Source organism: Ruegeria sp. AM7, assembly GCF_056535965.1.
Genome location: NZ_JBQFJE010000003.1, coordinates 2,099,334 through 2,124,929, shown reverse-complemented (window position 1 = coordinate 2,124,929; position 25,596 = coordinate 2,099,334). Strand labels below are relative to the sequence as shown.

25 protein-coding genes are annotated in these 25,596 nt (G+C 57.7%); 19 read left to right on the top strand and 6 right to left on the bottom strand.

Annotation, left to right across the window (positions count from 1 at the left end; all coding sequences use genetic code 11):
- Window positions 1-71: 71 nt before the first annotated feature.
- Window positions 72-1,346, top strand: a complete 1,275-nt coding sequence (locus tag ACR3EG_RS14520; RefSeq protein WP_480496870.1) for an MFS transporter — start codon at window positions 72-74, stop codon at window positions 1,344-1,346.
- 1 nt (window position 1,347) lies between these two features.
- Here ACR3EG_RS14520 and ACR3EG_RS14515 read toward each other — a convergent pair whose 3' ends face one another.
- Window positions 1,348-2,232, bottom strand: coding sequence for a LysR family transcriptional regulator ArgP (locus tag ACR3EG_RS14515; protein WP_480496871.1), 885 nt, complete (start codon window positions 2,230-2,232; stop codon window positions 1,348-1,350).
- A gap of 88 nt (window positions 2,233-2,320) precedes the next feature.
- Between ACR3EG_RS14515 and ACR3EG_RS14510 the strand changes: the two genes are divergently transcribed.
- The 6 genes from ACR3EG_RS14510 (at window position 2,321) to ACR3EG_RS14485 (ending at window position 8,100) form a co-directional block, all read left to right on the top strand.
- The gene (locus tag ACR3EG_RS14510; protein WP_353393742.1) at window positions 2,321-2,920 is read left to right on the top strand and encodes a LysE/ArgO family amino acid transporter; all 600 of its coding nucleotides are present in this window, start codon (window positions 2,321-2,323) and stop codon (window positions 2,918-2,920) included.
- Between the two features lie 40 nt (window positions 2,921-2,960).
- The gene (locus ACR3EG_RS14505) at window positions 2,961-3,869 is read left to right on the top strand and encodes a DMT family transporter (RefSeq protein ID WP_480496872.1); all 909 of its coding nucleotides are present in this window, start codon (window positions 2,961-2,963) and stop codon (window positions 3,867-3,869) included.
- Window positions 3,870-3,957: 88 nt separating this feature from the next.
- Window positions 3,958-4,530, top strand: coding sequence for a choline-binding transcriptional repressor BetI (betI, locus tag ACR3EG_RS14500; RefSeq protein ID WP_480496873.1), 573 nt, complete (start codon window positions 3,958-3,960; stop codon window positions 4,528-4,530).
- Window positions 4,527-6,035, top strand: coding sequence for a choline-sulfatase (betC, locus tag ACR3EG_RS14495; RefSeq protein ID WP_480496874.1), 1,509 nt, complete (start codon window positions 4,527-4,529; stop codon window positions 6,033-6,035). Before betI ends, betC begins: the two co-directional genes overlap by 4 nt.
- An 88-nt stretch (window positions 6,036-6,123) precedes the next feature.
- Window positions 6,124-7,782, top strand: coding sequence for a choline dehydrogenase (betA, locus tag ACR3EG_RS14490; RefSeq protein WP_480496875.1), 1,659 nt, complete (start codon window positions 6,124-6,126; stop codon window positions 7,780-7,782).
- Window positions 7,783-7,860: 78 nt separating this feature from the next.
- A complete protein-coding gene (locus ACR3EG_RS14485) occupies window positions 7,861-8,100 on the top strand; it encodes an HP1242/YdcH family protein (protein WP_170352480.1) in 240 nt (79 codons plus the stop codon).
- A 74-nt stretch (window positions 8,101-8,174) separates the two neighbouring features.
- On the opposite strand, the gene ACR3EG_RS14480 is transcribed toward ACR3EG_RS14485, so the two are convergent.
- Together ACR3EG_RS14480 and ACR3EG_RS14475 are read right to left on the bottom strand one after the other, a co-directional pair.
- A complete protein-coding gene (locus ACR3EG_RS14480; protein WP_480496876.1) occupies window positions 8,175-9,575 on the bottom strand; it encodes a helix-turn-helix domain-containing protein in 1,401 nt (466 codons plus the stop codon).
- 65 nt (window positions 9,576-9,640) lie between these two features.
- A complete protein-coding gene (locus ACR3EG_RS14475) occupies window positions 9,641-10,846 on the bottom strand; it encodes a multidrug effflux MFS transporter (RefSeq protein ID WP_480496877.1) in 1,206 nt (401 codons plus the stop codon).
- Between the two features lie 184 nt (window positions 10,847-11,030).
- Between ACR3EG_RS14475 and ACR3EG_RS14470 the strand changes: the two genes are divergently transcribed.
- The 4 genes from ACR3EG_RS14470 (at window position 11,031) to ACR3EG_RS14455 (ending at window position 13,645) form a co-directional block, all read left to right on the top strand.
- Window positions 11,031-12,563 (top strand): acyl-CoA carboxylase subunit beta, encoded by a 1,533-nt coding sequence (locus ACR3EG_RS14470; RefSeq protein WP_480496878.1) that lies wholly within the window; start codon window positions 11,031-11,033, stop codon window positions 12,561-12,563.
- A gap of 262 nt (window positions 12,564-12,825) precedes the next feature.
- A complete protein-coding gene (locus ACR3EG_RS14465) occupies window positions 12,826-13,155 on the top strand; it encodes a DUF6497 family protein (RefSeq protein ID WP_353393756.1) in 330 nt (109 codons plus the stop codon).
- Between the two features lie 2 nt (window positions 13,156-13,157).
- A complete protein-coding gene (locus ACR3EG_RS14460; RefSeq protein WP_480496879.1) occupies window positions 13,158-13,298 on the top strand; it encodes a hypothetical protein in 141 nt (46 codons plus the stop codon).
- Window positions 13,292-13,645 carry a hypothetical protein gene (locus ACR3EG_RS14455; protein WP_480496880.1) on the top strand — a complete coding sequence of 118 codons (354 nt, stop codon included), beginning with the start codon at window positions 13,292-13,294 and terminating at the stop codon, window positions 13,643-13,645. The genes ACR3EG_RS14460 and ACR3EG_RS14455 overlap by 7 nt, the downstream gene beginning before the upstream one ends.
- An 86-nt stretch (window positions 13,646-13,731) precedes the next feature.
- On the opposite strand, the gene ACR3EG_RS14450 is transcribed toward ACR3EG_RS14455, so the two are convergent.
- Window positions 13,732-14,877 (bottom strand): DcaP family trimeric outer membrane transporter, encoded by a 1,146-nt coding sequence (locus ACR3EG_RS14450; RefSeq protein WP_480496881.1) that lies wholly within the window; start codon window positions 14,875-14,877, stop codon window positions 13,732-13,734.
- A gap of 650 nt (window positions 14,878-15,527) precedes the next feature.
- Here ACR3EG_RS14450 and ACR3EG_RS14445 point away from each other — a divergent pair.
- A complete protein-coding gene (locus tag ACR3EG_RS14445) occupies window positions 15,528-15,731 on the top strand; it encodes a hypothetical protein (RefSeq protein ID WP_170753160.1) in 204 nt (67 codons plus the stop codon).
- Between the two features lie 114 nt (window positions 15,732-15,845).
- The gene (locus ACR3EG_RS14440; protein WP_480496882.1) at window positions 15,846-17,891 is read left to right on the top strand and encodes an acetyl-CoA carboxylase biotin carboxylase subunit; all 2,046 of its coding nucleotides are present in this window, start codon (window positions 15,846-15,848) and stop codon (window positions 17,889-17,891) included.
- 76 nt (window positions 17,892-17,967) lie between these two features.
- On the opposite strand, the gene ACR3EG_RS14435 is transcribed toward ACR3EG_RS14440, so the two are convergent.
- Complete coding sequence (locus ACR3EG_RS14435; RefSeq protein ID WP_480496883.1) at window positions 17,968-18,414, bottom strand: DUF4174 domain-containing protein; 447 nt, start codon at window positions 18,412-18,414, stop codon at window positions 17,968-17,970.
- A 169-nt stretch (window positions 18,415-18,583) separates the two neighbouring features.
- Between ACR3EG_RS14435 and scpA the strand changes: the two genes are divergently transcribed.
- The 6 genes from scpA to ACR3EG_RS14405 all read left to right on the top strand — a co-directional run bounded on the left by scpA (window position 18,584) and on the right by ACR3EG_RS14405 (window position 24,037).
- Complete coding sequence (scpA, locus tag ACR3EG_RS14430; RefSeq protein WP_480496884.1) at window positions 18,584-20,710, top strand: methylmalonyl-CoA mutase; 2,127 nt, start codon at window positions 18,584-18,586, stop codon at window positions 20,708-20,710.
- A 100-nt stretch (window positions 20,711-20,810) separates the two neighbouring features.
- Complete coding sequence (locus ACR3EG_RS14425; RefSeq protein ID WP_480496885.1) at window positions 20,811-21,413, top strand: VOC family protein; 603 nt, start codon at window positions 20,811-20,813, stop codon at window positions 21,411-21,413.
- Window positions 21,410-21,934: a GNAT family N-acetyltransferase gene (locus ACR3EG_RS14420; RefSeq protein ID WP_170753152.1), complete on the top strand. Its 525-nt coding sequence runs from the start codon at window positions 21,410-21,412 to the stop codon at window positions 21,932-21,934. Before ACR3EG_RS14425 ends, ACR3EG_RS14420 begins: the two co-directional genes overlap by 4 nt.
- 9 nt (window positions 21,935-21,943) lie before the next feature.
- Window positions 21,944-22,624 carry a molecular chaperone DjiA gene (locus tag ACR3EG_RS14415; RefSeq protein WP_170352493.1) on the top strand — a complete coding sequence of 227 codons (681 nt, stop codon included), beginning with the start codon at window positions 21,944-21,946 and terminating at the stop codon, window positions 22,622-22,624.
- Between the two features lie 5 nt (window positions 22,625-22,629).
- Window positions 22,630-23,628 (top strand): endonuclease/exonuclease/phosphatase family protein, encoded by a 999-nt coding sequence (locus ACR3EG_RS14410; protein WP_480496886.1) that lies wholly within the window; start codon window positions 22,630-22,632, stop codon window positions 23,626-23,628.
- A 37-nt stretch (window positions 23,629-23,665) separates the two neighbouring features.
- Window positions 23,666-24,037, top strand: coding sequence for a hypothetical protein (locus ACR3EG_RS14405; protein WP_170753148.1), 372 nt, complete (start codon window positions 23,666-23,668; stop codon window positions 24,035-24,037).
- Between the two features lie 3 nt (window positions 24,038-24,040).
- On the opposite strand, the gene ACR3EG_RS14400 is transcribed toward ACR3EG_RS14405, so the two are convergent.
- Entirely contained in the window at window positions 24,041-25,585 is a 1,545-nt protein-coding gene (locus tag ACR3EG_RS14400) for a Ppx/GppA family phosphatase (RefSeq protein ID WP_480496887.1), read from the bottom strand.
- Between the last annotated feature and the right edge of the window lie 11 nt (window positions 25,586-25,596).

The following is a 25,596-nucleotide window of genomic DNA, read 5'->3' as shown; positions in this document are numbered from 1 at the left end:
ATGCGCCTTTTCAGTGTGCTTGGCGGAATGCGTTAAACTCGGTAAACTGTTCGTAAAACAGCAATGAGAGCATGACGGACAGTCCCCCGATCCCTGCGAAACGAAACCTGCCTGTGTTGACCGGGCAAAGCATCCTGTCGCAAATCGCCTGGACGCTTGGCAGCCCCTCTATCGTGCTGCCGTTTCTTGCTGTCTCACTGGAATTGCCGATGTTCATTGCAGGCGCGCTGGTCTCGGTTCGCATGGTGGGCAGCGTGATCGCGGATGTGTTCTTGGCGCGTTCGATTTCGGCCCATGACCGCAAGAAACGTGGCATTGCGCTGACCGAAGTCGCAGTTGGCCTCTGCCTTCTGATCGCGCTGGGGGTAGCGACGACGGGTTATGTGCCACTGATTGCGGCGGCGTTTGTCCTTGTTTTCTTCATCATCGGGTTGGTCGATGAGACGCAGATGCTCATGTATACGGATTTATTGGGCGATCACGTTCAATCCAAATCCCGCATGATCATGCGTTATCTGCAACTAGGGGTTGGAGGGCTTGGCGCCATCGGTCTGGCGCTTTTGGTGCATGAGATCGTCAAAGAAAACCCGCCTTTCTCGCGCCATTCAGCAATCATCTTTGTGTCCGTAGGCTTTTTCGTCCTGTCTGGTCTGGCCATTCTGGCGATGTTCGAAGGCGCGCGCAGTGGTGAAAGCACCCGCGATACCGCGCCTGAGGCGAAACGCAAGTTCATCACCTATTTCACCGACATCATCGCGATGTTCAACGAGGCGTGGTTCCGGCGTTACATGATCATGCGCTTGCCTCTGGTCGCTGCCACGCTTTCAGTGCCCTTTTTCGCCCTGATCGCGGCCGAAGCGCATCATGCCTCGGCCAAAGGGCTGACGGCCATGATCGTTTCCTCGGCGTCTGGATATCTGGTTTCTGCTCCGTTGTGGCAGGTGGTGAACATGAAATCCCATAGGGCGGTCATGGTGACGGGGAACCTGATGGTTGCTGCTACTGGCGCGACGCTTTTGGCCTTTCACTTCTTGCACTTGGATCATGATGTTCATCTGCATGCCATCGCGCTGTTCATCGTGACGGTGGCCGTGACCGGCATCAGCAGCGCACGAAAACTGTATTATCTGGACGTGGCCCCAAAGGATCAGCGGGTCAAGGGTGCGGCGGCGATCAAGAGCATCAGCCGCCTGGTTGCGGTTATTCTTTCCGCCGCGCTGGCCGCGGTGGCGCATATGCACGAGGTCGCCTGGGCCATTGCCTTTATCGTTGTGGTGGCCGTATTCGCGGCCTTTGCCTGCTATCGCCTGGTTTTGCCGGTGGCGGAAAGCTCGGCTTCGGCTTGACCTATGCCGGCTGCAACGCCTTGCTTGCGCTGCGTTTCACCGCTTGGGTCAACGGGTGCAGGGCCGGGGCCAGAATGCGCCCGACTTGCCAGGTCAGGGGAACATCGTAAGGCGCATCCGGAAGCAACAGGGACAGGCTGCCATCGCGCAACGCTGGCTTTACAAGGCTTTCGGGGTTCATCCCCCATCCCAGCCCGGCAATCGCGGCTTCGACAAAGCCATGCGAAGAAGCCAGATAGTGAGAGGGTGGTGAAAGGCGCCGCCCGGTTTGTTGAGTGATCCAGGCCGTTTGCAGGCCGTCTTTACGATTAAATGTCAGGTTTGGCGCTTGGCCAAGACTGTCGATGTTTACCCCTTTCGGAAACCACCTTTGCATGAATGCCGGACTTGCTGTCGCCAAGTACCTTAACGACCCGAGCGTGATTGCATCACAGCCCGCGACAGGCTGACCTCCGATAGTGACGGCAGCGCTGACCTCTCCGCGCTTTAACCAGTCAGCGGAATAATCCTGATCGTCGATCACAAGATCAAACAGCATGTCGTCCACCTGCGCCATGGCGTCGATAAACCAAGTTGCCAGCACGTCGGCAGGCACTGCAATCCGAACGCGCGTAGGGTTCGTGTTTTGGTCCAGCGTCAATTCACGTGCCAGTTGGGCCTCTAGCAATCCGATGTCCTCGGCGTGTTGGGCGATGCGCAGACCAGCCGGAGTGGCGGTGCAGGGTGTGCCGCGAAGGATCAATGCGGCACCGACCCGGTCCTCTAACGCTTTAATTCGCTGGGAAATAGCGGAAGGAGTGACCGATAGCTCGGACGCGGCGGCCTCAAAGCTGCCATGACGCAGAATGGCAGACAAAGCGGACAGGTGATTGGGGTCGAGCAGCATTAGTAAAACTTAATCGGGATAAACATCTTTAATTTGATAGGCAGCCTTGGGCATCGTAGTCAACGGGCCAACAGCTTAAGGAGTTCTCATGCCCACGTCTCTGATTGCCGGTTTTGCGCTCGGCTTTAGCCTGATCCTTGCTATTGGGGCGCAGAATGCTTTTGTTTTGCGGCAGGGCTTGCGGCGCGAGCATGTATTTCCCCTGTGTCTAACCTGCGCGGTGTCGGATGCGATCCTGATCGCAGCCGGTGTGGCCGGTTTCGGATCGCTGGCGCAGATGGTTCCCTGGTTCGAAACCGCGATGCGGTATGGGGGCGCGATTTTTCTGACCTGGTACGGGTTGCGAAGCCTAAATTCCGCGTGGCGCGGAGGGGCAGTGATGGAGGTAGAGGGCGGTCAACGATCTAGCTTGCGGTCTGTGCTGCTGACGGTGCTGGCTTTCACCTGGCTTAACCCGCACGTTTATCTGGATACGGTTGTGCTAATCGGGTCGATTTCAGCTCAATACGAGGACCGTTTGGCTTTTGCTGTTGGTGCGATGACCGCAAGCTTTGTCTTCTTTTTCTCGCTCGGCTACGGGGCAGGGTTTTTATCTCCGATATTCGCCCGTGCCAGGGCGTGGCAGGTCTTGGATATGATTATCGGTGTGGTGATGTTGGCGATCGCGGCCAAACTTGTCGTGATCTGAGGGCTTGTCCCCAAGCGGTATTCAGTGTTGAACCGTTAACATGACAACTCTCACCGCCCCCGCTCGGCCTGTTGCCGGCATGTTCTGGATGTTCTCGGCAGGGTTGTCTTTTGTGGTCATGACGGCGTTGGTCAAGTCGTTGGGGTCTAGCATGGATCCGATACAGGCTGCTTTTCTGCGGTTCGTTTTTGGGTTGGTCTTTCTCTTGCCCGCGCTGCGCCTGATCGTCTCGACACCGTTGTCGCGCAGGCACTTAACCCTGTTCGGCATACGCGGGATCGTTCACGCGGTGTCGGTGATGTTGTGGTTCTATTCCATGACCCAGATACCCTTGGCCGAAGTCACAGCGATGAACTACATGACCCCGGTCTACGTGACACTTGGTGCGGCGCTGTTTCTGGGCGAGCCACTGGCGTTTCGCCGCATCGCTGCCATTGGAGTAGCCCTGATTGGGGTTGCCATCATCCTCAGGCCCGGCTTTCGAGAGGTTTCGCCGGGACATATCGCTATGCTGATGACCTCGCTGACGTTAGGGGCGTCATATTTGCTGGCCAAACGGCTGGTGCAGGACCTGCCGCCCTCAGTCGTAGTGGCGCATATGTCGATCTGGGTAACACTCGCGCTGATCCCCTTTGCGGTGGCCGTCTGGACGCCGCCTAGTCTGTATGACCTCGGCGTGTTGTTTCTGGTCGCCAGTTTTGCCACGCTGGGCCATTACTTCATGACGCTGGCACTGCAGGCGGCACCCGTGGCGGTGACGCAGCCGGTCACGTTTCTGCAACTGATCTGGGCGACCCTCATGGGTGCGCTGGTGTTTCACGAAAGCGTCGACATCTGGGTCGTTGCCGGAGGCACTCTGATTCTGTCCGCCGTCAGCTTTATTGCCTGGCGCGAAGCCGTTCTGAACCGCAGCAGCCTGACGACACCCAGTATCGCTCCGAAACTGTAGCTGTTTCCGATGGAACAAGGCGTTATTGATTGACGGGTCAATAAAAACCTCTTAGCGTTTTTTCATCTTGCGCAGTGGAGGGGTAACGATGCCAAAACTCGGAATGGAGCCGATCCGTCGGGATGCGATCGTCAAAGCCACGATTGCCGAATTGGGGGCGAAGAAATCCCTTGATGTCACTGTTAGCCAGATCGCCAAACGGGCCGGTATGTCCAGCGCGCTGGCGCATCACTATTTCGGGGGCAAGGACCAGATTTTTCTGGCCGCCATGCGCCGTATCCTGTCCGATTTCCGGGCAGAAGCGCTGGCCGAACTGAAAGGGGCTGCCCCAGAGGAACGGGCACAAGCGATTATCCGCGCTTGTTTTGCACCGTCCTGTTTTACACCCGATGTGATCGCGGCCTGGATGACGTTTTATGTTTTGGCGCAAACCAACACTGAGGCTCTGCGCCTGTGGAAGACGTATCAGACGCGTATCCGGTCAAATCTGGTCGACGCTTTGCGTCCGCTGTTGAAAGATCCTGTCGAAGCTGCGGATGACATGGTGGCGCTGATCGACGGGTTGTATATCCATGCCGCGCTGAACGCGCCTGAAGAGCCTCAGCTGGCGGTGAACCATGCGATGCGTATGCTGGACACGTTTCTCGAGGCTGAAAAATGACACAACCCAACATCCTGATCCTGATGGTGGATCAGCTGAACGGGACCCTCTTTCCGGATGGTCCCGCAGACTGGCTGCATGCACCTAACCTCAAGAAACTGGCAGCGCGGTCCACGCGGTTTGTCAATGCCTACACAGCCTCACCTTTGTGTGCGCCGGGCCGGGCCAGTTTCATGTCCGGGCAGTTGCCTTCGCGCACCGGCGTCTATGACAATGCGGCCGAGTTTCGCAGCGACATCCCCACCTATGCGCACCACTTGCGCCGGGCCGGGTACTATACCTGTTTGTCAGGCAAGATGCATTTCGTCGGTCCCGATCAATTGCACGGGTTCGAGGACCGCCTGACCACTGACATCTACCCCGCCGATTTTGGCTGGACGCCCGATTATCGCAAACCGGGCGAGCGGATCGACTGGTGGTATCACAACATGGGTTCGGTGACGGGTGCCGGCGTGGCCGAAATCTCCAACCAGATGGAATATGACGATGAGGTTGCATATAACGCCAAAGCCAAGCTCTATGATCTGGCGCGCGGCAAGAACGGTCGCCCATGGTGCGTGACCGTCAGCTTTACCCATCCGCATGATCCCTACGTGGCGCGCAAGAAATACTGGGATCTGTATGAGGATTGCGAGCATCTGCTGCCCGAAGTTTCGGACCTTGGCTATGACAATCAGGACGCGCATTCCAAACGGATTTTCGACGCGAATGACTGGCGTAGCTTTGACATTTCCGAGGACGATATCCGCAAGTCCCGCCGGGCCTATTTCGCCAATATCTCGTATCTGGACGATAAGATCGGCGAAATCCTCGAAGTGTTGGAAACCACCCGGCAAGAGGCAACGATCCTGTTTGTCTCGGACCACGGCGACATGCTGGGTGAGCGGGGCCTGTGGTTCAAGATGACCTTCTTCGAGGGCTCGTCGCGGGTGCCGCTGATGATCTCTTCGCCCGATTTACCAGCAGGTCGGATTGAGGCACCGGTCTCGACCATCGACGTCACGCCGACGCTTGGCGCGCTTGCAGGTGTCGACATGGCCGAAATCGCACCATGGACCGATGGCGAAGACCTCGTGCCGCTGGCTAAAGGCGCCGAGCGGACTGCGCCCGTGGCGATGGAATACGCCGCCGAGGCGTCATACGCGCCGCTGGTTTCGCTGCGGTATGGCAAGTGGAAATACAACCGCTGCGCGTTGGACCCCGACCAGTTGTTCGACCTTGAGGCCGATCCGCATGAGTTGGAAAATCTCGCCGAAAAACCTGAACATGCAGGCACCTTGCAAACCCTGCGTGCCAAATCCGAGGCGCGTTGGGATCTAAACCGGTTCGACGAAGATGTACGTGCCAGTCAAGCCCGCAGATGGGTGGTGTATGAGGCGCTGCGGCAGGGGGGGTACTACCCTTGGGATTATCAGCCCCTGCAAAAGGCATCCGAGCGTTACATGCGCAACCACATGGACCTGAATGTCGTCGAGGAAAGCCAACGCTTTCCCCGCGGAGAATAACAGACTGACTTAGTAATACCCCCTTCGGTTCAGCCAAGGTTTGTCGACGGAAAATCTTGGTGCACCGGTGGGAAACGGAGACCCGAAAATGGAAGCAGATTTCGTCATCGTCGGCGCAGGTTCCGCAGGCTGCGCGATGGCATATCGGTTGAGCGAGGCAGGGGCCTCGGTTCTGGTGATCGAGCATGGCGGAACGGATGCTGGACCGTTCATCCAGATGCCGGCTGCGCTGAGCTATCCGATGAATATGTCGCGCTACGACTGGGGCTATCAGTCCGAGCCCGAGCCGCATCTGAACAACCGTCGTTTGGCCTGTCCGCGCGGCAAGGTGATCGGGGGATCGTCCTCGATCAACGGCATGGTCTATGTGCGCGGCCACGCGCGGGATTTTGACACCTGGGCCGAGATGGGGGCGGATGGGTGGTCCTATGCGGATGTCTTGCCCTACTACAAACGGATGGAGACTTGGCACGACGGTGGGCACGGGGGTGACACGGCGTGGCGCGGCACCGATGGTCCGCTGCATGTGTCGCGTGGACCGCGCGAAAATCCGCTGTTCAAGGCGTTTGTCGATGCGGGTCAGCAGGCAGGGTACGAGGTCACGGGCGACTATAACGGCGAAAAGCAGGAAGGCTTTGGCCCAATGGAGCAGACCGTCTGGAAGGGGCGGCGCTGGTCGGCGGCGAATGCGTATCTGAAGCCTGCGCTCAAGCGTGACAATTGCGATATTGTGCGGGGTTTGGCCGGGCGTGTGGTGATCGAGGATGGCCGGGCGACCGGAGTTGAACTGGTGCGCGGTGGTAAGACTGAGGTCATTCGCGCCCGGCGCGAGGTGGTGCTGGCGGCGTCGTCCATCAACTCGCCCAAACTGTTGATGTTGTCAGGGATTGGCCCGTCGGCGCACCTGGCCGAGCATGGGATTGAGGTGGTCGCCGATCGTCCGGGTGTGGGTGCGAACCTGCAGGATCATCTGGAGCTTTATATCCAGCAGGCGTCGCTTCAGCCGATCACGCTGTATAAACACTGGAACCTGATCAGCAAGGGCTTGATCGGCGCGCAGTGGCTGTTCACGAAAACCGGGCTGGGGGCTTCGAACCAGTTCGAAAGTGCGGCATTCATCCGCTCGCAGCCGGGTGTCGAATACCCGGATATTCAATACCACTTCCTGCCGATTGCCGTACGCTATGACGGGCAGGCGGCGGCCGAGGGGCATGGGTTCCAGGCGCATGTTGGGCCGATGCGGTCGCCGTCGCGAGGTGCTGTGACATTGCGATCCAACAGGGCCGAGGATGCTCCTGTGATAAAGTTCAACTACATGAGCCACGAGAAGGATTGGGAAGATTTCCGCACCTGTATTCGCCTGACCCGCGAGATTTTCGGGCAGGAGGCGTTCAAACCTTACGCCGGCAAGGAAATCCAGCCCGGTGCTGACGTCCAAACAGATGATGAATTGAACGCTTTCATCGCCGAACATGCCGAGAGCGCCTATCACCCATGCGGAACTTGTCGGATGGGGCGTGCGGATGATCCAAGCGCGGTTGTTGATCCTGAAGGCCGCGTGATCGGTGTGGATGGGCTGCGGGTGGCCGATAGTTCGGTTTTCCCTCAGATTACCAATGGCAACCTCAATGCGCCTTCCATCATGGTCGGAGAGAAGGTCTCGGATCATGTGTTGGGGCGTAACCCGTTGCCCAAGGCCAATGACCGACCATGGATTCATCCTCAATGGGCGACAGCACAGCGGTGATTTGATCCGCGTCAAAGCGGGGTAGCGCAGACATCTATAAACCTGAATCGCAACGACTAATCTAAGGAGCGAACAGGAATGTCCAACACCCCGCATGAACTGGCCGAAGAATTTCCGGACAAGGTTGAGGTGATGAGCCAGCTCAAGCAATCAGACGCTCACTTTGCGCGGCTGGCAGAGGAGTACCATGAGATCAACCGCGTGGTGCACCGAGCCGAAACCAATGTCGAGCCGATGGAGGATTTGGCCGAAGGAGAATTGCGCAAGAAGCGCGCGGTTCTAAAAGATGAGATCTGGGCGATTTTGTCCAAAGCATAAGCCAAAAGGGCGGGGGCTCTGCCCCCGTCGCGGCACGCCGCGCCTCCCCCGGGATATTTCAGGCCAGGTGAAGTTCAGGTAACTTCGTAAGGCAAGGTATTGCGGGTATGGGCGTCGATGGTCAGGCGACGTTCGAGTGGTGGAACCGAACGCTGATGGCAGTTCTGCCTTTCACAGATACGGCAGGATATTCCGATAGGTTCGTAGGCGCTGGCGTTATTGATATCCAGATTATCTGCATAGACGAGCGCTTCGGCGTGCCGGACTTCACATCCAAGCGCGATGGCGTAGCGACGCACAGGCGCGCCGAAGGATCCCCCGGATTTCGAAACGTCCCGCGCCAACGAGATGTATTGAACGCCATCGGGGGTTTCCGCCAGTTGCCGCAGGAAATGGCCCGGTGTTTCAAAGGCGCGGTGTACGTTCCAAAGGGGGCAGGCGCCGCCAAAGCGGGCGAATTGCAGGCGTGTGGCCGAGTGGCGTTTGGTGATTGTACCGGCCTGATCGACACGGACAAAGAAAAACGGAATACCCTTGGCACCGGGACGTTGCAGTGTCGAAAGGCGGTGAGCGACCTGTTCGATTGAAGCCCCAAAGCGGTTGCTGAGCAGTTCCAGATCATGGCGGTAGTCTTGCGCGGCCCCAAGGAATGCGCTGTAGGGCATCAGGGATGCGCCTGCGAAGTAGTTGGCGAGGCCGATCTTGGCGATGGCGCGGGCTTCATCCGTTTGGAATTTGGCAAAGTCCAATGTCGCTTCCAGCAGCTTGTCCTGGTTTATCAGGGCGACTTGCAGCAAAAGCTGGAACACCTGCGTTTGAGGCGCGCTGCGCGAGGACAGAGACAGGGTTTTGCTGTCAGCGTCATACCGTCGGGTTTCTTTGATATCAGCAATGTGTACCCGAATATCCCTTTCTCGCAGGCTGCTGATCGCGGCATCGCGAATGCCGCCGGTTTCCTGTGCGATTGACGCGAAACGCTCGGCCGCGCGATCCACGGCGTCAATGTAGTTGTCGCAATAGTGGAAGAAATCTCGGACCTCTTCCCAAGGGCTGGCCTGAATTTGCGCATCTTCACGTCCCAATGCTTCGTCCAGCGATGCGAGCCGTTCGTGGGTCTGCCGATAAGTGCGGTGCAAAGCGATAAACGCGCGGGCCAACGCAGGCGCATTTGATGCCGCCAGTCGCAGATCGGCCAACGGGGGCATTGCATCGTCAAAAACCGGATCGGCGAGTGCTTCGCGCATGTCTGACACAAGGCGTTCGCTGTCGCCGGTGCTTAACTCGGTCACGTCCATGCCGAATTCCTGCGCCAATGCCAGAACAACCGTGGTCGAGATGGGACGGTTGTTGTTCTCCATCTGATTAAGATACGGGAGCGATACCCCCAGCTTGGCGGCGAATTCCTTTTGGGTCAGGGTCAGGCGCGTGCGCATCTCGCGCAGTTTCGCGCCTGCATAGAGTTTCTGGGTCGCCATGGCGCGCCTTTGCAACTATTCCGTTGTGGGAAATTAACTTTGCAAATCCCGGGGCGCAAGCATTGCTAGAGTCCCAGGCGACGCTCCCGCCGGATTACAGATGTAATTGCAAAGACAGCCAGCAAGGCGGTTATCAGCATCAGCCACAGCAAGGGCATCGCCCCTGTTTCGCGGGTCAGCAACGACCCGGCCAGTGCGCTGAGACCAGCCCCACCCGCCAGCATGATAGCGCCGCTCAGGCCCGCGGCCGTTGCCGCCAGATGTGGGCGCACTGACAGAGCGCCCGAAGTGGCGTTCGGGATCGTCATGCCATTTCCAAGGCCGACGAATGTCATAAGCCCAAAGAAACTAAGGGGTGTGCCTAGCCCAAACAGGAACAAAAGCGCCGACAGAAAAACGCCAGCGGCATTCAGGATGCAGCCCCGCAGGACCATTCGGTTGACACCAAATCGGACGGAATACCGACCGCTTAGGAAATTACCGGCAAAATACCCAATCGCAGGCGCGCCAAAATATACGCCAACTTCTGCGGCTGACATTCCGAATATCTCGGTCCCGATAAATGGAGCTCCGCCGAGGTAGGCGAAGAAGGCACCTGACGACAACGCAGAGGACAGCGAGTACCCCCAAAAGCGCGGAGACGTCAGCAGTTCAGGATACTCCCGAAACTGTTGCAGCAGGGTCTTCCCGCTTTTGGCTGAGGTTTCTCCGAAGTCTTTGAAGCAAAGGATCAGCGTCAGTGCGCCCAAAACGAAAGGCAGCCAGAAATTAGCCTTCCATCCGAGGGATTCTTCCAGCAGCCCTCCGATCGCGGGGGCAATCATCGGAACGACCGCCATCCCCATTGTCACGTAGCCAATCATCGATGCAGCCTGATCCTGATCGTAAAGATCCCGCACGGCAGCCCGGCTAAGCACCATGCCGACGACTATTATCGCCTGAGACATCCGAAACGCCAGAAAGACCGTGGCGTTCGGCGCGTAGATGCAGCCCAATGTCACCACCAGGAACAGGGCAAGGCCGTACAGCAAGACTGGCCTGCGGCCGGCCTTGTCTGCGATCGGTCCGATAAGAATCTGCAGCACCGCGCTGACCATCAGGTACAGGGCGATCGAAAGTTGCATGACCTTATAGTCTGTCTGGAAATACACAGCCATGTTTGGCAGGCTGGGAAGATAGAGATTCAGACTAAGTGCCGACAGCCCTGACAATAGCACAAGCGTGGCAATAGATGGGGGTGAGCGTCGAGTGGAAGATGATCTGAACTGCATAGTTCAATTGTATAGTCCGCGATTATGGGATTGGCATTAGTATTGTGATCTCAGCGTTGAAATTTGCTGATTTGCATTACGCAGCTATAAAGTGTTCAAAGGTTTGCAAATTTGCCGAAAGTTGCTTTGGGCTGGCAAGCATAACGTATAGTGTCCCGCCAGATTACATTAGGGGATCACTGTCATGAAAGACATCCTGACCGAGCTTGAAGGCCGCCGTAACAATGCCCGTTTGGGTGGTGGTCAAAAACGGATTGACGCTCAGCATGCGCGCGGCAAGCTGACTGCGCGGGAACGTATCGAACTGCTGTTGGATGAAGACAGCTTTGAAGAGTTCGACATGTTCGTCAGTCATCGCTGCACCGATTTTGGTATGGAAAACCAGAAACCTGCGGGCGATGGCGTAGTCACCGGCTGGGGCACGATCAACGGTCGGATGGTTTATGTGTTCAGCCAGGACTTTACTGTTTTTGGCGGGTCTCTTTCGGAAACGCATGCCCAGAAGATTTGCAAGATCATGGATATGGCGATCCAGAACGGTGCGCCAGTGATCGGCGTCAACGACTCGGGCGGCGCGCGGATTCAGGAAGGCGTCGCCTCGTTGGCGGGCTATGCCGAAGTGTTCCAGCGCAACATCATGGCCTCGGGCGTGGTGCCGCAGATCAGCGTGATCATGGGCCCGTGCGCGGGTGGCGCAGTGTACAGCCCGGCGATGACCGACTTTATCTTTATGGTCAAAGACACGTCTTACATGTTCGTAACTGGCCCTGACGTGGTGAAAACTGTCACCAATGAGGTTGTCACCGCGGAAGAACTGGGCGGCGCATCGACCCACACCAAGAAGTCCTCGGTTGCGGATGGCGCCTTTGAAAACGACGTTGAAGCGCTGGCCGAAGTGCGTCGTCTGGTCGATTTCCTGCCGCTCAACAACCAAGAGAAACCTCCGGTCCGCCCGTTCTTTGATGAACCCGACCGGATCGAGACCTCGTTGGATACCTTGATCCCGGACAATCCGAACACGCCCTACGACATGAAGGAACTCATCACCAAAGTGGCAGATGAGGGCGACTTCTACGAGATTCAGGAAGACTACGCCAAAAACATCATCACCGGTTTTATTCGCCTCGAAGGGCAGACCGTCGGTGTTGTCGCCAACCAGCCGATGGTTCTGGCCGGGTGTCTGGACATCGACAGCTCGCGCAAGGCGGCGCGGTTCGTGCGGTTCTGCGATTGCTTTGAAATTCCGATCCTGACCCTGGTGGATGTTCCGGGCTTTTTGCCGGGTACGTCGCAGGAATATGGCGGTGTCATCAAACACGGTGCAAAGCTGCTGTTTGCCTATGGTGAGGCGACCGTCCCGAAAGTCACCGTGATTACCCGCAAAGCCTATGGTGGGGCCTATGACGTTATGGCGTCGAAGCACCTGCGTGGTGATTTCAACTATGCGTGGCCGACGGCCGAGATCGCGGTGATGGGCGCCAAGGGCGCGACCGAAATCATCCACCGCGCCGATCTGGGCGATGCCGAGAAAATCGCGCAGCACACGCAGGATTACGAAGATCGTTTCGCCAATCCATTCGTTGCTGCCGAGCGGGGCTTCATCGACGAGGTGATCATGCCACAATCGACGCGGCGTCGCGTTTCGCGCGCTTTCGCAAGCCTGCGCAACAAAAAGCTGAAAAACCCCTGGAAAAAGCACGACAACATCCCGTTGTAAGTGCTTGGGCGGGGTCGGTTTCTAGTCAACTCGACCCCGATTGTCTTTTGCAGTCCAAGGTAACGAAGACCTGACGGGGACTTGAGTTTGACATTGAGGGCAAAGCTGATAAATGAGTGCTCTTACCAGATATAGAAAAGCGCGGGCCAAAAGCCATGCGCGCGCGATCCCGGAGAGAGGAGCTCACCTTTGGTGGGTCCGGGGTCGCGCCTTTTGTCTGGGTTTTCTGACCCTGTCATCCCCTGTAGTTGCGGAAACCAATTTGGCTGTCCCTTCGGGTCAGCCCGTGCATCTGAGCGATGTTCTGTTGGACAACAACCCCGGCGAACTTTGGGTCCGTTTCCGCTTTGTTGCTCCGAAGATCGGTTCCGACGTAGGCCGTATCGGCTATGATGTCGCCTCGGTCGATATGGAGCACCTGTGCCATACGCTGGCCGTCGCCTATGTTGCAGAATACGATTTGGAACCGGCACGCGTAGTGATCTCGCTGTCTGACAGGCCAACGGAATTTGGACAAGCCGCACCAGACGCCACGCAGTATTTCGAAGCCTACCGGTTGGAGCAGGCGCAGTGTATCTGGGAGGGGCTCTGATCATGAGACCCGGTTTTCAGATCGTCAGAGCGTTTCTGACCAGCAATGCGGCTTTGGAGGTGCGCAAGATGAACTCATCCATCACAGGATGCGATTTCGATGTTTTTGGGAACGTTTATGTCAGCGGAGGAGCAACATGCTGAAGCACCGCGGATTTCCCGGTCGTTTGGCCGGAACAGATTTCCAATTCACAATCCGCCGGGCCAATCCCAAGGGTGTGACGCCGCTAACCAGACGTGAACGGTTCCGGGACCGCAAACCAGCCGACCGCCGCGCGGATGCGGGTTTTATGGAGGCGCTCTGGCAACATTTCGGCGACCAGCCTTTTGAAAGGGGCAATCTGGATGCTGGTCGTCTTAGCTGGTTGTTCGAGCGTGAAGTCATTCCAGCCGAGGATCCTTTTGATCCGGCCAGCTATGACGCATTGCTGGTGATTGATCCTGACGCTGCAAGGCTGTCATTTCCGGATATTTTCGACGGACTTCGCTGATCGTGACCTATCAGGCCGTATATCCTCACGCGGGCAACGCTCCGTGGAAAACCCTGCCCCGATGGGGGCAGGGTCGTGATATGCGATCAGAAGTTCAACTGAGCAGCAAGTTGAATGCGATCAGCGTCAAAATCTTGTCCCGAAATCACATCGTTGCGTTCGCCATATATGTATTCGGCGCTAAACGTCAGCGTTTCTGTTGCCTGATAGAAGGCGTTGACGTGGATCGTTTCAAGCTCAGTGAAGGCCAGTGTACCCGTCGACGTCGGCAGGTCGTAGTCTTCGTAGCCGTAGGCGATACCTACGTTCCATTTCTCACCGATTTGCTGCCGCAATTCCACGGTGAACGCATCAACATCGTTGGCTTCACCATCGACCAGAACTGCGCCAGCGCCGATCAGATAGGAACCAAGAGCTTCGCCGGTGGTGTAGTTGAACTGGAAAAGTCCACCTTCCCAAAGACGAGCAGAGCCGGATATCACAAAACCGGTTTGATCAACTTCTTCTTCGTCAAGCCTGGCTTGGCCGTACAACGCCGCGACACGGGCAATGTAGGTACCATCGTTGTATTGCGCTGCTGCTGTGAGAACCGGATCGTTCGAGTCGCCATTGCTATCTTCAATCGACAACGAGAACTCGGCGTTTTGAGCAAACGAGTTAGTGTAGCGAATCTGAGGAACACGAGCAAACGCGATACCGACAGGACCGTTGAATTCCACCGAAGTTGGATACGTGTCCAAAGGTTGGAAATTGCTCCAGAACTGACCAATCAACCATTGATCGTTGATGCGAATGTTTGCATGACGCAGGCGCAGTTCGGCGGCACCACCACCTGCAAACAGATCAACTTCCAACTGGCCGCCAATGTCTCCAATAGCGCTAGGAGTGCTTGTCAGCAAACCGATGCGCGATTGACGAACGGTAGCGTCGAACGTCCCGCTGGTCGCATTGGCCGGCTCACCAATTGCATTTGTGTCGGACGTTTCACCTTGTTCGAAGTCGAAATCGTAGAAGAAGTCGGCTTTGACATAGCCGTAGACGTCCAGCGTCGTGTTCCCAATTCTGAATTCACCGGGGGTGGATCCTGGTCCCTGAGATTCCAAGGCTTCGATCCGGAGGCGCAGTTCCTCCAGTTCGGCCTGCGTGTTCGCATCCTGGGCATAAGCAAGCGTGCCAGTCACACTAAGCGCAGTGGCAGCGAGCAGAGATGCCGTTTTTCTCTTTGTAATCATTTGGATGTTTCCTTGTGTGCGAGTGTGCACGCGCAACGTTCCACGCCGACGATTTTCAGGGAAATCACGAGATTGGGACAATCATGCGCAAAAATCTCAAGAAAAGTTGTGCAAGAAGCGGGACGGGATCACAGTGAGGTGAACCGATCGGTTAACCTTATGAACGTAGTGTTTTTTTTCGTCGCTATCGCGTGCGCAAAACGTGATGCTGCAAGTGCAAAGCTTGTTTTTCGGGTCAACGTTTGTAACGGAATTGTGACGAACATTCGCGTGAGTCCCCGTGAATATGCGCGAAACAGCGTCGGCGCAAAATTGCGCGGCTTTTCTTTGAATGGGCAGATTCCAGCCGGAAAAATTGCGACTCGTGAATCACAGTTTGCAGGTGCAACCACACCGTGCATGGTGTCCAAGCCGTGCGGCTCTACTTTGCCTGCGCCGCACATGCACCTACTATTCCGTACCCCTTCCTTCCGCGGGCAGGCTTGTGACTTTCACAAATCCCTGCCCGCGTTTTTCTTTGCGCACACAGCGGGGATTCGACGGCATAAAGCTGCGCATATTTGGCCTAATACCTGTCTGTTATTGAATAGCGGTACACGAACCGCGCATCTGTCTTCGACTGATTCAAACCAACAGATGAGGCAGAATTCATGCGACTCTCGAAACTTGCGCTTGCATTGGCGACCTGCGCCGGGCTTGCAGCCTGTGGCGACACCACGGGCGAACAGGCGATCCTGGGCGGTGGCGCCGGCGCAGTCGGCGCGGCGGTGCTGCAATCTGACCCGCTCTTTGGGGCCGTTGTCGGCGCGGCCGGCAACGTGCTGTATTGCAAGACGCAAAACAACTGTAGCTAACGAAGTCATCGGGGCTTACTCGGCCCCGACCGTCATCGCTGATCACGCCGTCGTGGGGTTAAGTCCTCGCGGCGGCGTGTTACGTTTTTCGAACACCAAGACAAAGGACGTTCCATGTTCAACAAGATACTGATCGCCAACCGGGGCGAAATCGCCTGTCGGGTCATCAAGACTGCGCGCAAGATGGGTATCGGCACCGTTGCCATTTATTCGGACGCGGACCGCAACGCGCTGCACGTATCGATGGCGGATGAGGCCGTTCATATCGGCCCGCCCCCTGCGAACCAGTCCTATATCGTGATCGACAAGGTCATGGACGCGATCCGTCAAAGCGGCGCGCAGGCGGTTCACCCCGGCTATGGCTTCCTGTCGGAAAACTCCAAGTTCGCCGAAGCGCTTGATGCCGAAGGCGTGGCTTTTGTCGGTCCCCCGGTCGGCGCGATCGAAAGCATGGGCGACAAGATCACCTCGAAGAAAATCGCGCAGGAGGCAGGCGTTTCGACCGTGCCCGGATACATGGGTCTGATCGAGGATGCCGACGAGGCGGTGAAAATCTCGAACGAGATCGGCTACCCGGTCATGATCAAGGCCAGCGCCGGTGGCGGCGGCAAAGGCATGCGGATCGCGTGGAATGACGACGAGGCGCGCGAGGGTTTCCAGTCGTCCAAGAACGAGGCCGCGAATTCCTTTGGCGATGACCGGATCTTCATCGAGAAATTCGTGACTCAGCCCCGCCATATCGAGATTCAGGTTCTGTGCGACAGCCATGGCAACGGCATCTATCTGGGCGAGCGTGAATGCTCGATCCAGCGTCGGAACCAGAAGGTTGTGGAAGAGGCCCCGTCGCCCTTCCTCGACCCCGAGACACGCAAGGCGATGGGTGAACAGGCCGTCGCGCTGGCCAAGGCTGTAAACTATGCCAGCGCCGGGACGGTCGAGTTCATCGTGGATGGGGACAAGAACTTCTATTTCCTGGAAATGAACACCCGCCTGCAGGTGGAACACCCTGTGACCGAGCTGATCACCGGTGTCGATCTGGTGGAACAGATGATCCGCGTAGCCGCAGGTGAGAAACTGACCATCACCCAAGATGACGTCACCCTGACTGGCTGGGCGATTGAAAACCGTCTTTATGCCGAAGACCCGTATCGCAACTTCCTGCCCTCGATTGGTCGTCTGACCCGCTATCGTCCGCCGATGGAAACGGCGGCTGGTCCGATGTTGGTGAATGGCAAATGGCAGGGTGACGCGCCCGAAGGTGAGGCCGCAGTGCGCAACGATACCGGCGTCTATGAGGGCGGCGAGATCAGCATGTACTATGACCCGATGATCGCCAAGCTCTGCACTTGGGCGCCGACCCGCGAAGCCGCGATCGAGGCGATGCGTGTGGCGCTGGACAGCTTTGAGGTCGAAGGCATCGGCCACAACCTGCCATTCCTGTCGGCAGTGATGGATCATCCCAAATTCATCAGTGGCGACATGACCACCGCTTTCATCGCCGAGGAATATCCCGACGGTTTTGAAGGCGTCACCCTGCCAGAAGAAGACCTGCGCCGTATCGCTGCGTCTTGCGCGGCCATGTACCGCGTGGCCGAAATCCGGCGTACCCGCGTCTCGGGCCGTATGGACAACCATGAGCGCAAGGTCGGTGCGCATTGGAATGTTGCGCTGCAGGGTCAGGAGTTCGACGTCAAGATCGAAGCGGATAAAGAAGGCGCGACGGTCGCCTTCTCGGACGGCACAAACCTGCGGGTTGCCTCGGATTGGACGCCGGGCGATCAACTGGCTGTTTTGGATGTCGACGGAGAAGCGCTGGTCATGAAGGTCGGCAAAATCTCGGGTGGGTTCCGTATCCGCAACCGGGGTGCAGACCTGAAAGTGCATGTGCGCCGTCCGCGTCAGGCGGAGCTGGCCAAGCTGATGCCCGAGAAGCTGCCGCCCGATACCTCGAAAATGCTGCTCTGCCCGATGCCCGGCCTGATCGTGAAGATCGACGTGGAACTGGGCCAAGAGGTGCAGGAAGGTCAGGCGCTATGCACTGTCGAGGCGATGAAGATGGAAAACATCCTGCGCGCCGAGAAGAAAGGTGTGGTCGCCAAGATCAACGCAGGCCCCGGCGACAGTCTTGCCGTGGACGATGTGATCATCGAGTTCGAGTGATCATGATGGCACTTTTGTCATATCCCATAGCTCTCCCGGCGTTCTGCGCCGGGGGTTTGGGGCGTGGCGAAGGTAATCAACCGCCTTCGCGCCGTTCGCGAATCTCGCGTTCGCGCAGAGGGGTTTTGTCGATGGATCGACCGATCTCACGCACGCTCCACGGGGACGGTTTGCGCAGTTTGACCACGCCGTCCTTGTCGACGAACACCATCTGGAAACCACGCGGGCGCAATTGCGACCGTATCGGGGATTTTGCCGCCGGGTCCGTGTCGGTGATGACAATCACATCGCGGTCACGCATCGCGGCTTCGCCTTCGATCAGCATGTCGATTTGTTGTTGGAAGCGGGGGTCTGCGGGCGTGTCGGCAAAGACGACAATGGGTCTGTTGACCCATAAAAACTCGCTCAACTCGCTGTCACCTGCGGGTCGGACAAATTCATCCTCATCCGGCGCAGACCCGTCGGCAGCCATCGCGGCCAGCGGGATTAGTGCCAAGAAAACAAGGGCAAGCGTTCGTGTCATGGGGCCTCCTGTTCAATCGAATATAGCCCCTGTTCAGATGAATGCGACCAGTGAAATGCAATGCGCGCTCAATTTGTTGCGCGCAGCCCGGATTGGCCGGGCACTTCGAAACATAACTGCGTGCGGGTTCCTCTTCGCGCGCGACCCGAAATAGGAAAAGGAAATCGCCATGACCGATACCAAAGACTGGCAGGCACTGGCCGAGAAAGAGCTGCGCGGGCGTCCGCTGGACGATCTGACCAAAGAGACGCTGGAAGGCATCGACGTCAAACCGCTTTATACGGCGGAAGATACTGCGGACCTGCCGCATATGAACACGCTGCCGGGGTTCGGCCCGTTCACGCGCGGGGTGAAGGCCACGATGTATGCAGGCCGCCCATGGACGATCCGTCAATATGCGGGTTTTTCGACCGCCGAGGAATCGAATGCCTTCTACCGCCGCAATCTGGCCGCGGGTCAGCAGGGCGTGTCGGTAGCCTTTGATCTGGCCACGCATCGCGGCTATGACAGCGACCACCCGCGCGTGGTGGGCGATGTGGGCAAGGCTGGTGTGGCCATCGACTCTGTCGAGGACATGAAAATCCTGTTTGACGGCATCCCGCTGGACAAGGTTTCGGTCTCGATGACCATGAACGGCGCGGTGATCCCGATTCTGGCGAATTTCATCGTGGCGGGTGAGGAACAGGGGCACGACAAATCTGTGCTGTCCGGCACCATTCAGAATGACATTCTGAAAGAGTTCATGGTGCGGAATACCTATATTTACCCGCCCGAGCCGTCGATGAAGATCATTTCGGACATCATCGATTATACGTCTAATGAGATGCCCAAGTTCAACTCGATCTCGATCTCGGGCTACCACATGCAGGAGGCCGGTGCGAACCTGGTGCAGGAGCTGGCCTATACGCTGGCGGACGGACGGGAATATGTGCGCGCTGCGACGCAGGCCGGGATGGACGTGGACAAGTTCGCGGGCCGTTTGTCGTTCTTCTTTGCAATTGGTATGAACTTCTTCATGGAGATCGCAAAACTGCGTGCCGCCCGCACCCTGTGGCACCGCGTGATGACCGATTTCGGGGCGAAATCCGAGCGGTCCAAGATGTTGCGCACTCATTGTCAGACCTCTGGCGTATCGCTGCAGGAACAAGACCCATACAACAACGTGATCCGCACGGCCTATGAGGCGATGAGCGCGGTTCTGGGGGGTACGCAAAGCTTGCACACTAACGCGCTTGATGAGGCGATTGCCCTCCCCACCGATTTCTCGGCCCGCATCGCCCGCAACACACAGTTGGTGCTGCAGGAAGAGACCGGTGTAACCGATGTGGTCGATCCGCTGGCGGGGTCGTATTACATCGAAAGCCTGACCAATGAGCTGGTCGAAAAGGCCTGGGCCCTGATGGAAGAGGTCGAAGAGATGGGCGGGATGACCAAGGCTGTTGCCTCGGGCATGCCCAAGCTGCGCATCGAGGAAAGCGCCGCGCGCCGTCAGGCGATGATCGACCGGGGCGAAGAAGTCATCGTCGGCGTCAACAAATACCGCAAGGAACAGGAAGACCCGATCGACATTCTGGACGTCGACAACGTCGCCGTGCGCGAAGCGCAGGTCGCGCGCCTGGAACGCATCCGCGCCACCCGTGATGAGGCCGCATGTGAACAGGCGCTGAATGCGTTGACCAAAGCCGCCCAGGAGGGCGGAAACCTGCTGGCTGCTGCGGTCGAAGCCGCCCGCGCCCGCGCATCCGTAGGAGAGATCAGCATGGCAATGGAGAAAGAATTCGGCCGCCACCGCGCCGAAGTGAAGACACTGGCCGGTGTCTATGGTGCCGCCTATGAAGGCGACGAAGGCTTTGCCGCCATTCAGAAATCCATCGAAGAGTTCGCCGAGGCCGAAGGCCGCCGCCCGCGTCTGTTGGTGGTCAAGATGGGGCAGGACGGGCATGACCGGGGTGCCAAGGTGATCGCGACCGCCTTTGCCGATATCGGGTTTGACGTGGATGTGGGCCCTCTGTTCCAGACTCCGGCCGAGGCCGCGCAGGATGCGGTCGACAATGACGTTCATGTGGTCGGGATTTCGTCTCAGGCCGCGGGACACAAAACGCTGGCCCCGCAACTGGTCGAAGAACTGAAAAAGGCCGGAGCTGAAGATATTATCGTCATTTGCGGCGGTGTGATCCCGCAGCAGGATTATCAGTTCCTCTATGATCACGGCGTCAAGGCGATCTTTGGACCGGGCACGAACATTCCCGAGGCTGCACAAGACATCTTGCGCCTGATCCGAGAAGCCAAAGGGTAAGGCTAAAGATTTTTCGACGAAAAACCTTGTGATCCCGGCGCTTTGACGGAAACATGCGACCAGACCCAAAAGGTCTGGTCGCACTACGTTGGAGGCACTCATGTTACTGGATCATCTGGCCGTCTCAGGCGAAACCGTAGAGGAGGCTGCAGCCCATATAGAAGACGCGCTGGGTGTGACCCTTCAAGAGGGTGGCAAACACGAAGCCTTCGGAACACATAATCGTCTTCTAGGGTTGGCCGATGGATTGTATCTCGAAGCCATTGCAATCGATCCGACCGCGCCAAATCCAGAGCGAACACGCTGGTTCGATCTGGATCGGTTCGAGGGCCCTCCGCGTTTGACCAATTGGATTTGCCAGGTGCCGAATATTGACGCGGCGCTGGATGTGTTCCCCGATGGTGTTGGACATCCAATCGACTTGGCCCGAGGTGCGTTGCGGTGGCAGATGGCGGTCCCACCGAGTGGTCGTTTGCCTTTCGACAACCTGTTTCCGGCTCTTATTCAATGGCATGGCGATCTGCACCCGGCGCGGATGTTAACGCAAAGCGGTTGCCGATTGCGCCGCTTGGTGGTCTCGCATCCGGAAGGTCTGGAGCTTGCGAAACTGTTGGGCCAGATGGAGGGCGTGGTTTTCGACAGCGGTGCTGCGGCATTGCGGGCGGAGTTTGAGACACCGCATGGACCGCGCGTGTTGGAATGAAAATTCGTCAGGCTCAGGTGGCGGATGCCAAGGCAATCGCGGACATTGCGAATACTATCATTCGGGACACACTGATCACCTTTACGACGGCTGAACGCAACACCGACAGCATTGCAGAGGATATCCGACAACGGGACCGCGCCTATCTGGTGGTTGAAGACGCCGCTTTGGTTCAGGGATTTGCCACCTATGGCCCGTTCCGATCCGGCCCCGGATATGCCCAATGCCGCGAGCATTCTGTTCAGTTATCAGAGCAAGCACGCGGCAAAGGCGCGGGGAGGGCCCTGATGGCTGCACTGGAAGAAGTCGCGCGGCATGAGGGCGTTCATGTGTTGGTTGCCGGCATCTCATCGGCCAATCCGGGGGCTGAGGCGTTCCATGCAGCGCTTGGGTTCCAACATGTCGGACGGATGCCCGAGGTAGGATACAAATGGGGCAAACGGCTGGATCTTGTGCTAATGCAGAAAATTCTTGCCCCCAAGCCACTCGTCGCACCTGACACCGGCGTTTTCAAAGGCTAGGGTGCGCTCATGTCGATCTGGACTCGCATATCCGACGCGCTAAGCGCGCTTGCCAAGGGCGAAAGCCTGACTGCTGTTTTCGAAAAGCTGCGTACGCCGCCTGAACGGTCGGTGGCCTTTACGATTGCGGTGATCGCGCTGGGCGCCAAGATGGCCAAGGCCGATGGGCAAGTAACCCGCGATGAAGTCACCGCATTTCGTGATGTCTTTCAGATCGCGCGCGAAGATGAGGCAGACGCCGCCCGTGTGTTCGACATGGCCCGAACCGACGTTGCGGGGTATCAGGAATATGCCCGCAAGATCGCGGGGATGTTTGCCGATGACAGCACCACCTTCTGCGACCTGATGGAGGGGCTGTTCCACATCGCCATGGCCGATGGGTTCTACCACCCTAACGAAAACGAATTCCTGGAAGAGGTCAGCCGCATCTTTGGCCAGACCGAGGCGCAGTTTCTGGCCTTGCGTGCGCGGTTTGTCCCGGATGCGCCTAATGATCCCTACATTGTGTTGGGTGTTCCGCGAGATATGCCACTACTTGATATCCGAAAGGTCTGGCGGCAATTGGTGCGCGAAACCCATCCCGACGCGATGATGGCGCGTGGCGTCCCCGAAGAGGCGATCCGACTGGCCGAGAAAAAGATGATCGACATCAACCGCGCATGGGATGAGATCAACGGCGCTCGGGCCTGACCGCAATGCGGCTGGCGACCTACAATATCGAGTGGTTCGCCAATCTTTTTGATCGTCAGGACAAGCTGATTGTCGACGACAGTTGGTCCGGCAGGCACAACATCACCAAGGCGGAACAGGTTGAGGCGATTGCCAAAGTTTTGACGGCCGTAGATGCGGACGCGATGCTCATAGTCGAAGCGCCTAACACCGGTAAGACCCAGAACACTGTGCGCGCGTTGCAGCGCTTTGCTGAGGCATTTGATCTGCGCGCCAGTCACACGGTAATGGGTTTTGCCAACGACACGCATCAAGAACTTTCGCTGATGTATGACCCGATGGCCCTGACCGTAAATCACGACCCGAAAGGGGCGGGTGACAAGAACGCCCCTCGGTTTGACGGCGTGTTTCATATTGACCTCGACATCGACGCGACTGAAGACCGCGTTCGGTTTTCAAAGCCTCCGATGGAGCTATTGGTGCGGACACCGGCGGGTGGGCGCTTTCGTCTGATCGGCGCGCATCTGAAATCAAAAGCCCCTCATGGGGCCGAAAACCGGGACGAGGCTATACGAATCTCGATCGCCAATCGACGCAAGCAATTGGCTCAGGCGGTGTGGCTGTCGCGGCGGGTAGGGGCCCATTTAGAAGCGGCAGAACCCGTGATCCTGATGGGCGATCTGAACGATGGGCCGGGGCTGGATGAGTTTGAAAACCTGTTCGGCCGATCCTCGGTCGAGATTTTGTTGCAAGCGGGCCTGTTCGACCCTCACGCGGTCGAGGCCTATGCGGATCAACCGGGTAGTTTGTATTCGACGGCGCGCTTTGCGCGCCCGACCGAAGGTGAGTATCTTGAGGCTCTGCTGGACTACATCATGATCAGCGAGGAATTGCGGGCGTGCAGTCCGCAATGGCGCATCTGGCATCCTTTTCATGACCCGGCCTGCCTGGCAGTGACGGACTTGCATCAAGCGCTTTTGACCGCATCCGATCATTTCCCCGTCACACTGGATATTGATCTGTGACCTTACATGACCGGCCTGATGGCTCTATATTGCCAGTATGAGACATTTCATCACGATCTGCGCGATTTCCGCAGCCTTGACCCACCCGGCCCACGCTGAAGATGACAGCGGCCCGTCGCTGATGGAGCAGGGCGCCGAACTGTTCTTTGAAGGTCTGCGAAAGGAAATGGAACCAGCGTTCGATGAATTGCTGGGGCTGGCTGATCAGTTTGGACCAGCGATGCAATCCTTCATGGCCGAGATGGGGCCAGCGCTTGCCGATCTGGCTGCCGAGATCGAGGACTGGAGCACCTATGAGGTCCCGGAAATCCTGCCCAATGGCGATATCATTATCCGCAAAAAGCCCGAAACACCCGAAATCGAACCGGTACAGCCGCAGGACGCGCCGGAAGGTGAGATTGATATCTAAGGCTCAGCCTTTGATCACAACGCGGGTTTCCGACCTCAGTGCAGACGCCAGTGAATTCAGGCGCGCTTGGGCCACTTCGCTGAAGAGCGAGGCAGCGGTTTCAGGCAAAAACAGTTCAAGCTGTCGCTTTTTGGGATAAAAGCGCAACTTACCCATCGTGGCGTCGTTCTGCATCCAAAGCATCGCGCCGAACCGCATGGCTTTGCCCAGAATCTCGGCCTGTTTCTGGCCGCTTTCATCCAACAGCTCATAAAGCGGCGCAAACCGGTTATCTTCGCGCTTGTTGCGGTATCGGTGCTGCAATGCAAGCCCAATGAATACCCGCTCGGAGTGTTTTAACCCCCCCAAATTGGCGCGTGTGACATAGTCAAAGCAGGTTTCGGCCCGGTAGTCGGGATGCGCGCGCCAACTTACATCATGCAGCAGGCAAGCCGCCTTGATCAGACGCACCCGTGCGTCGGGGGCGGATTTGAACAGGGGCATCACGAAGTCAAACAAGTGTTTGCTGAACCCGGGCAAGCGGGCATCTTTCGCCTCATAAAATCGACTGGCTTCGATCAATGGATCGCGGTCGCGCAGGATTTGCGGCATCTGTTCGTATAGCAAGCCTTCACGGATACCATAGCTTGAGATCGCGATATCCTTGGGTTTGAACGTCCGCACCAACCGGGCCAGCACATCCATCGCAAAGGGCATCAACGCCATACGAGAGCCAGACACACCAGCAAGGCTTCGCAGCTTGTCCGGTTCGCCCTTTTCAACGAATTTTATAGTCTCGTGAACCTGCTTGGTGGTCATGCGGTATTCATGCAGAACGTTCAGCGGATAGCCCCGGCGCAACATGTCCAACCGTGCAAAAGCACGCCAACTGCCACCGACCAGAAACAGCCGGTCACGCTGCGGCCCCATTTGATCGCGCAGCTCTTCCATCGTGGCTTTGATATGTGCTTTGCGCGCCCGTCGCCCACCTTTGATATCGCGCAGCTTGAGCGGACCAAGGGCCGAGGTCACGCGTCGGCCCACATCGCCGCCTCCGATCTCGGCCAGTTCCATTGAAGACCCGCCGATGTCGCAGATCAAGCCATAGGCTCCGGGCCAGCCCAACAGGACGCCTTGCGCAGACAGGCGCGCCTCTTCACCGCCGTCGATAACCGAGACGGTCAGGCCAGTTTCGGCAAACACCTCTTTGCAGAAGGCAGGCCCATCTGTGGCTTCGCGCACCGCAGCCGTCGCGACAACATGCAGGCCCGGAAGCCCCAAATCCTGGGCCAGTTGCGCAAACCGACGCAGGGCAGCCAACGCGCGTTCCCGTCCGCGTGGGTTCAGACGCCCGGTCTCGGACAGGCCTGCGCCCAGTTCGCACATAACTTTTTCGTTGTAGAAATAGGCTGGCGACCGTGCTGCACCGTCAAAGATAACCATTCGGACCGAGTTCGATCCAACGTCGACCACTCCGACACGCGACAGGGCGCGGGCCTCGGGGTTGTCGAATAGCGGTTTTCCGAAAGGCCCCCAGTCGGGGATGTCTGTGTCGACGGTCTGATCCATGTCTCTTCCAG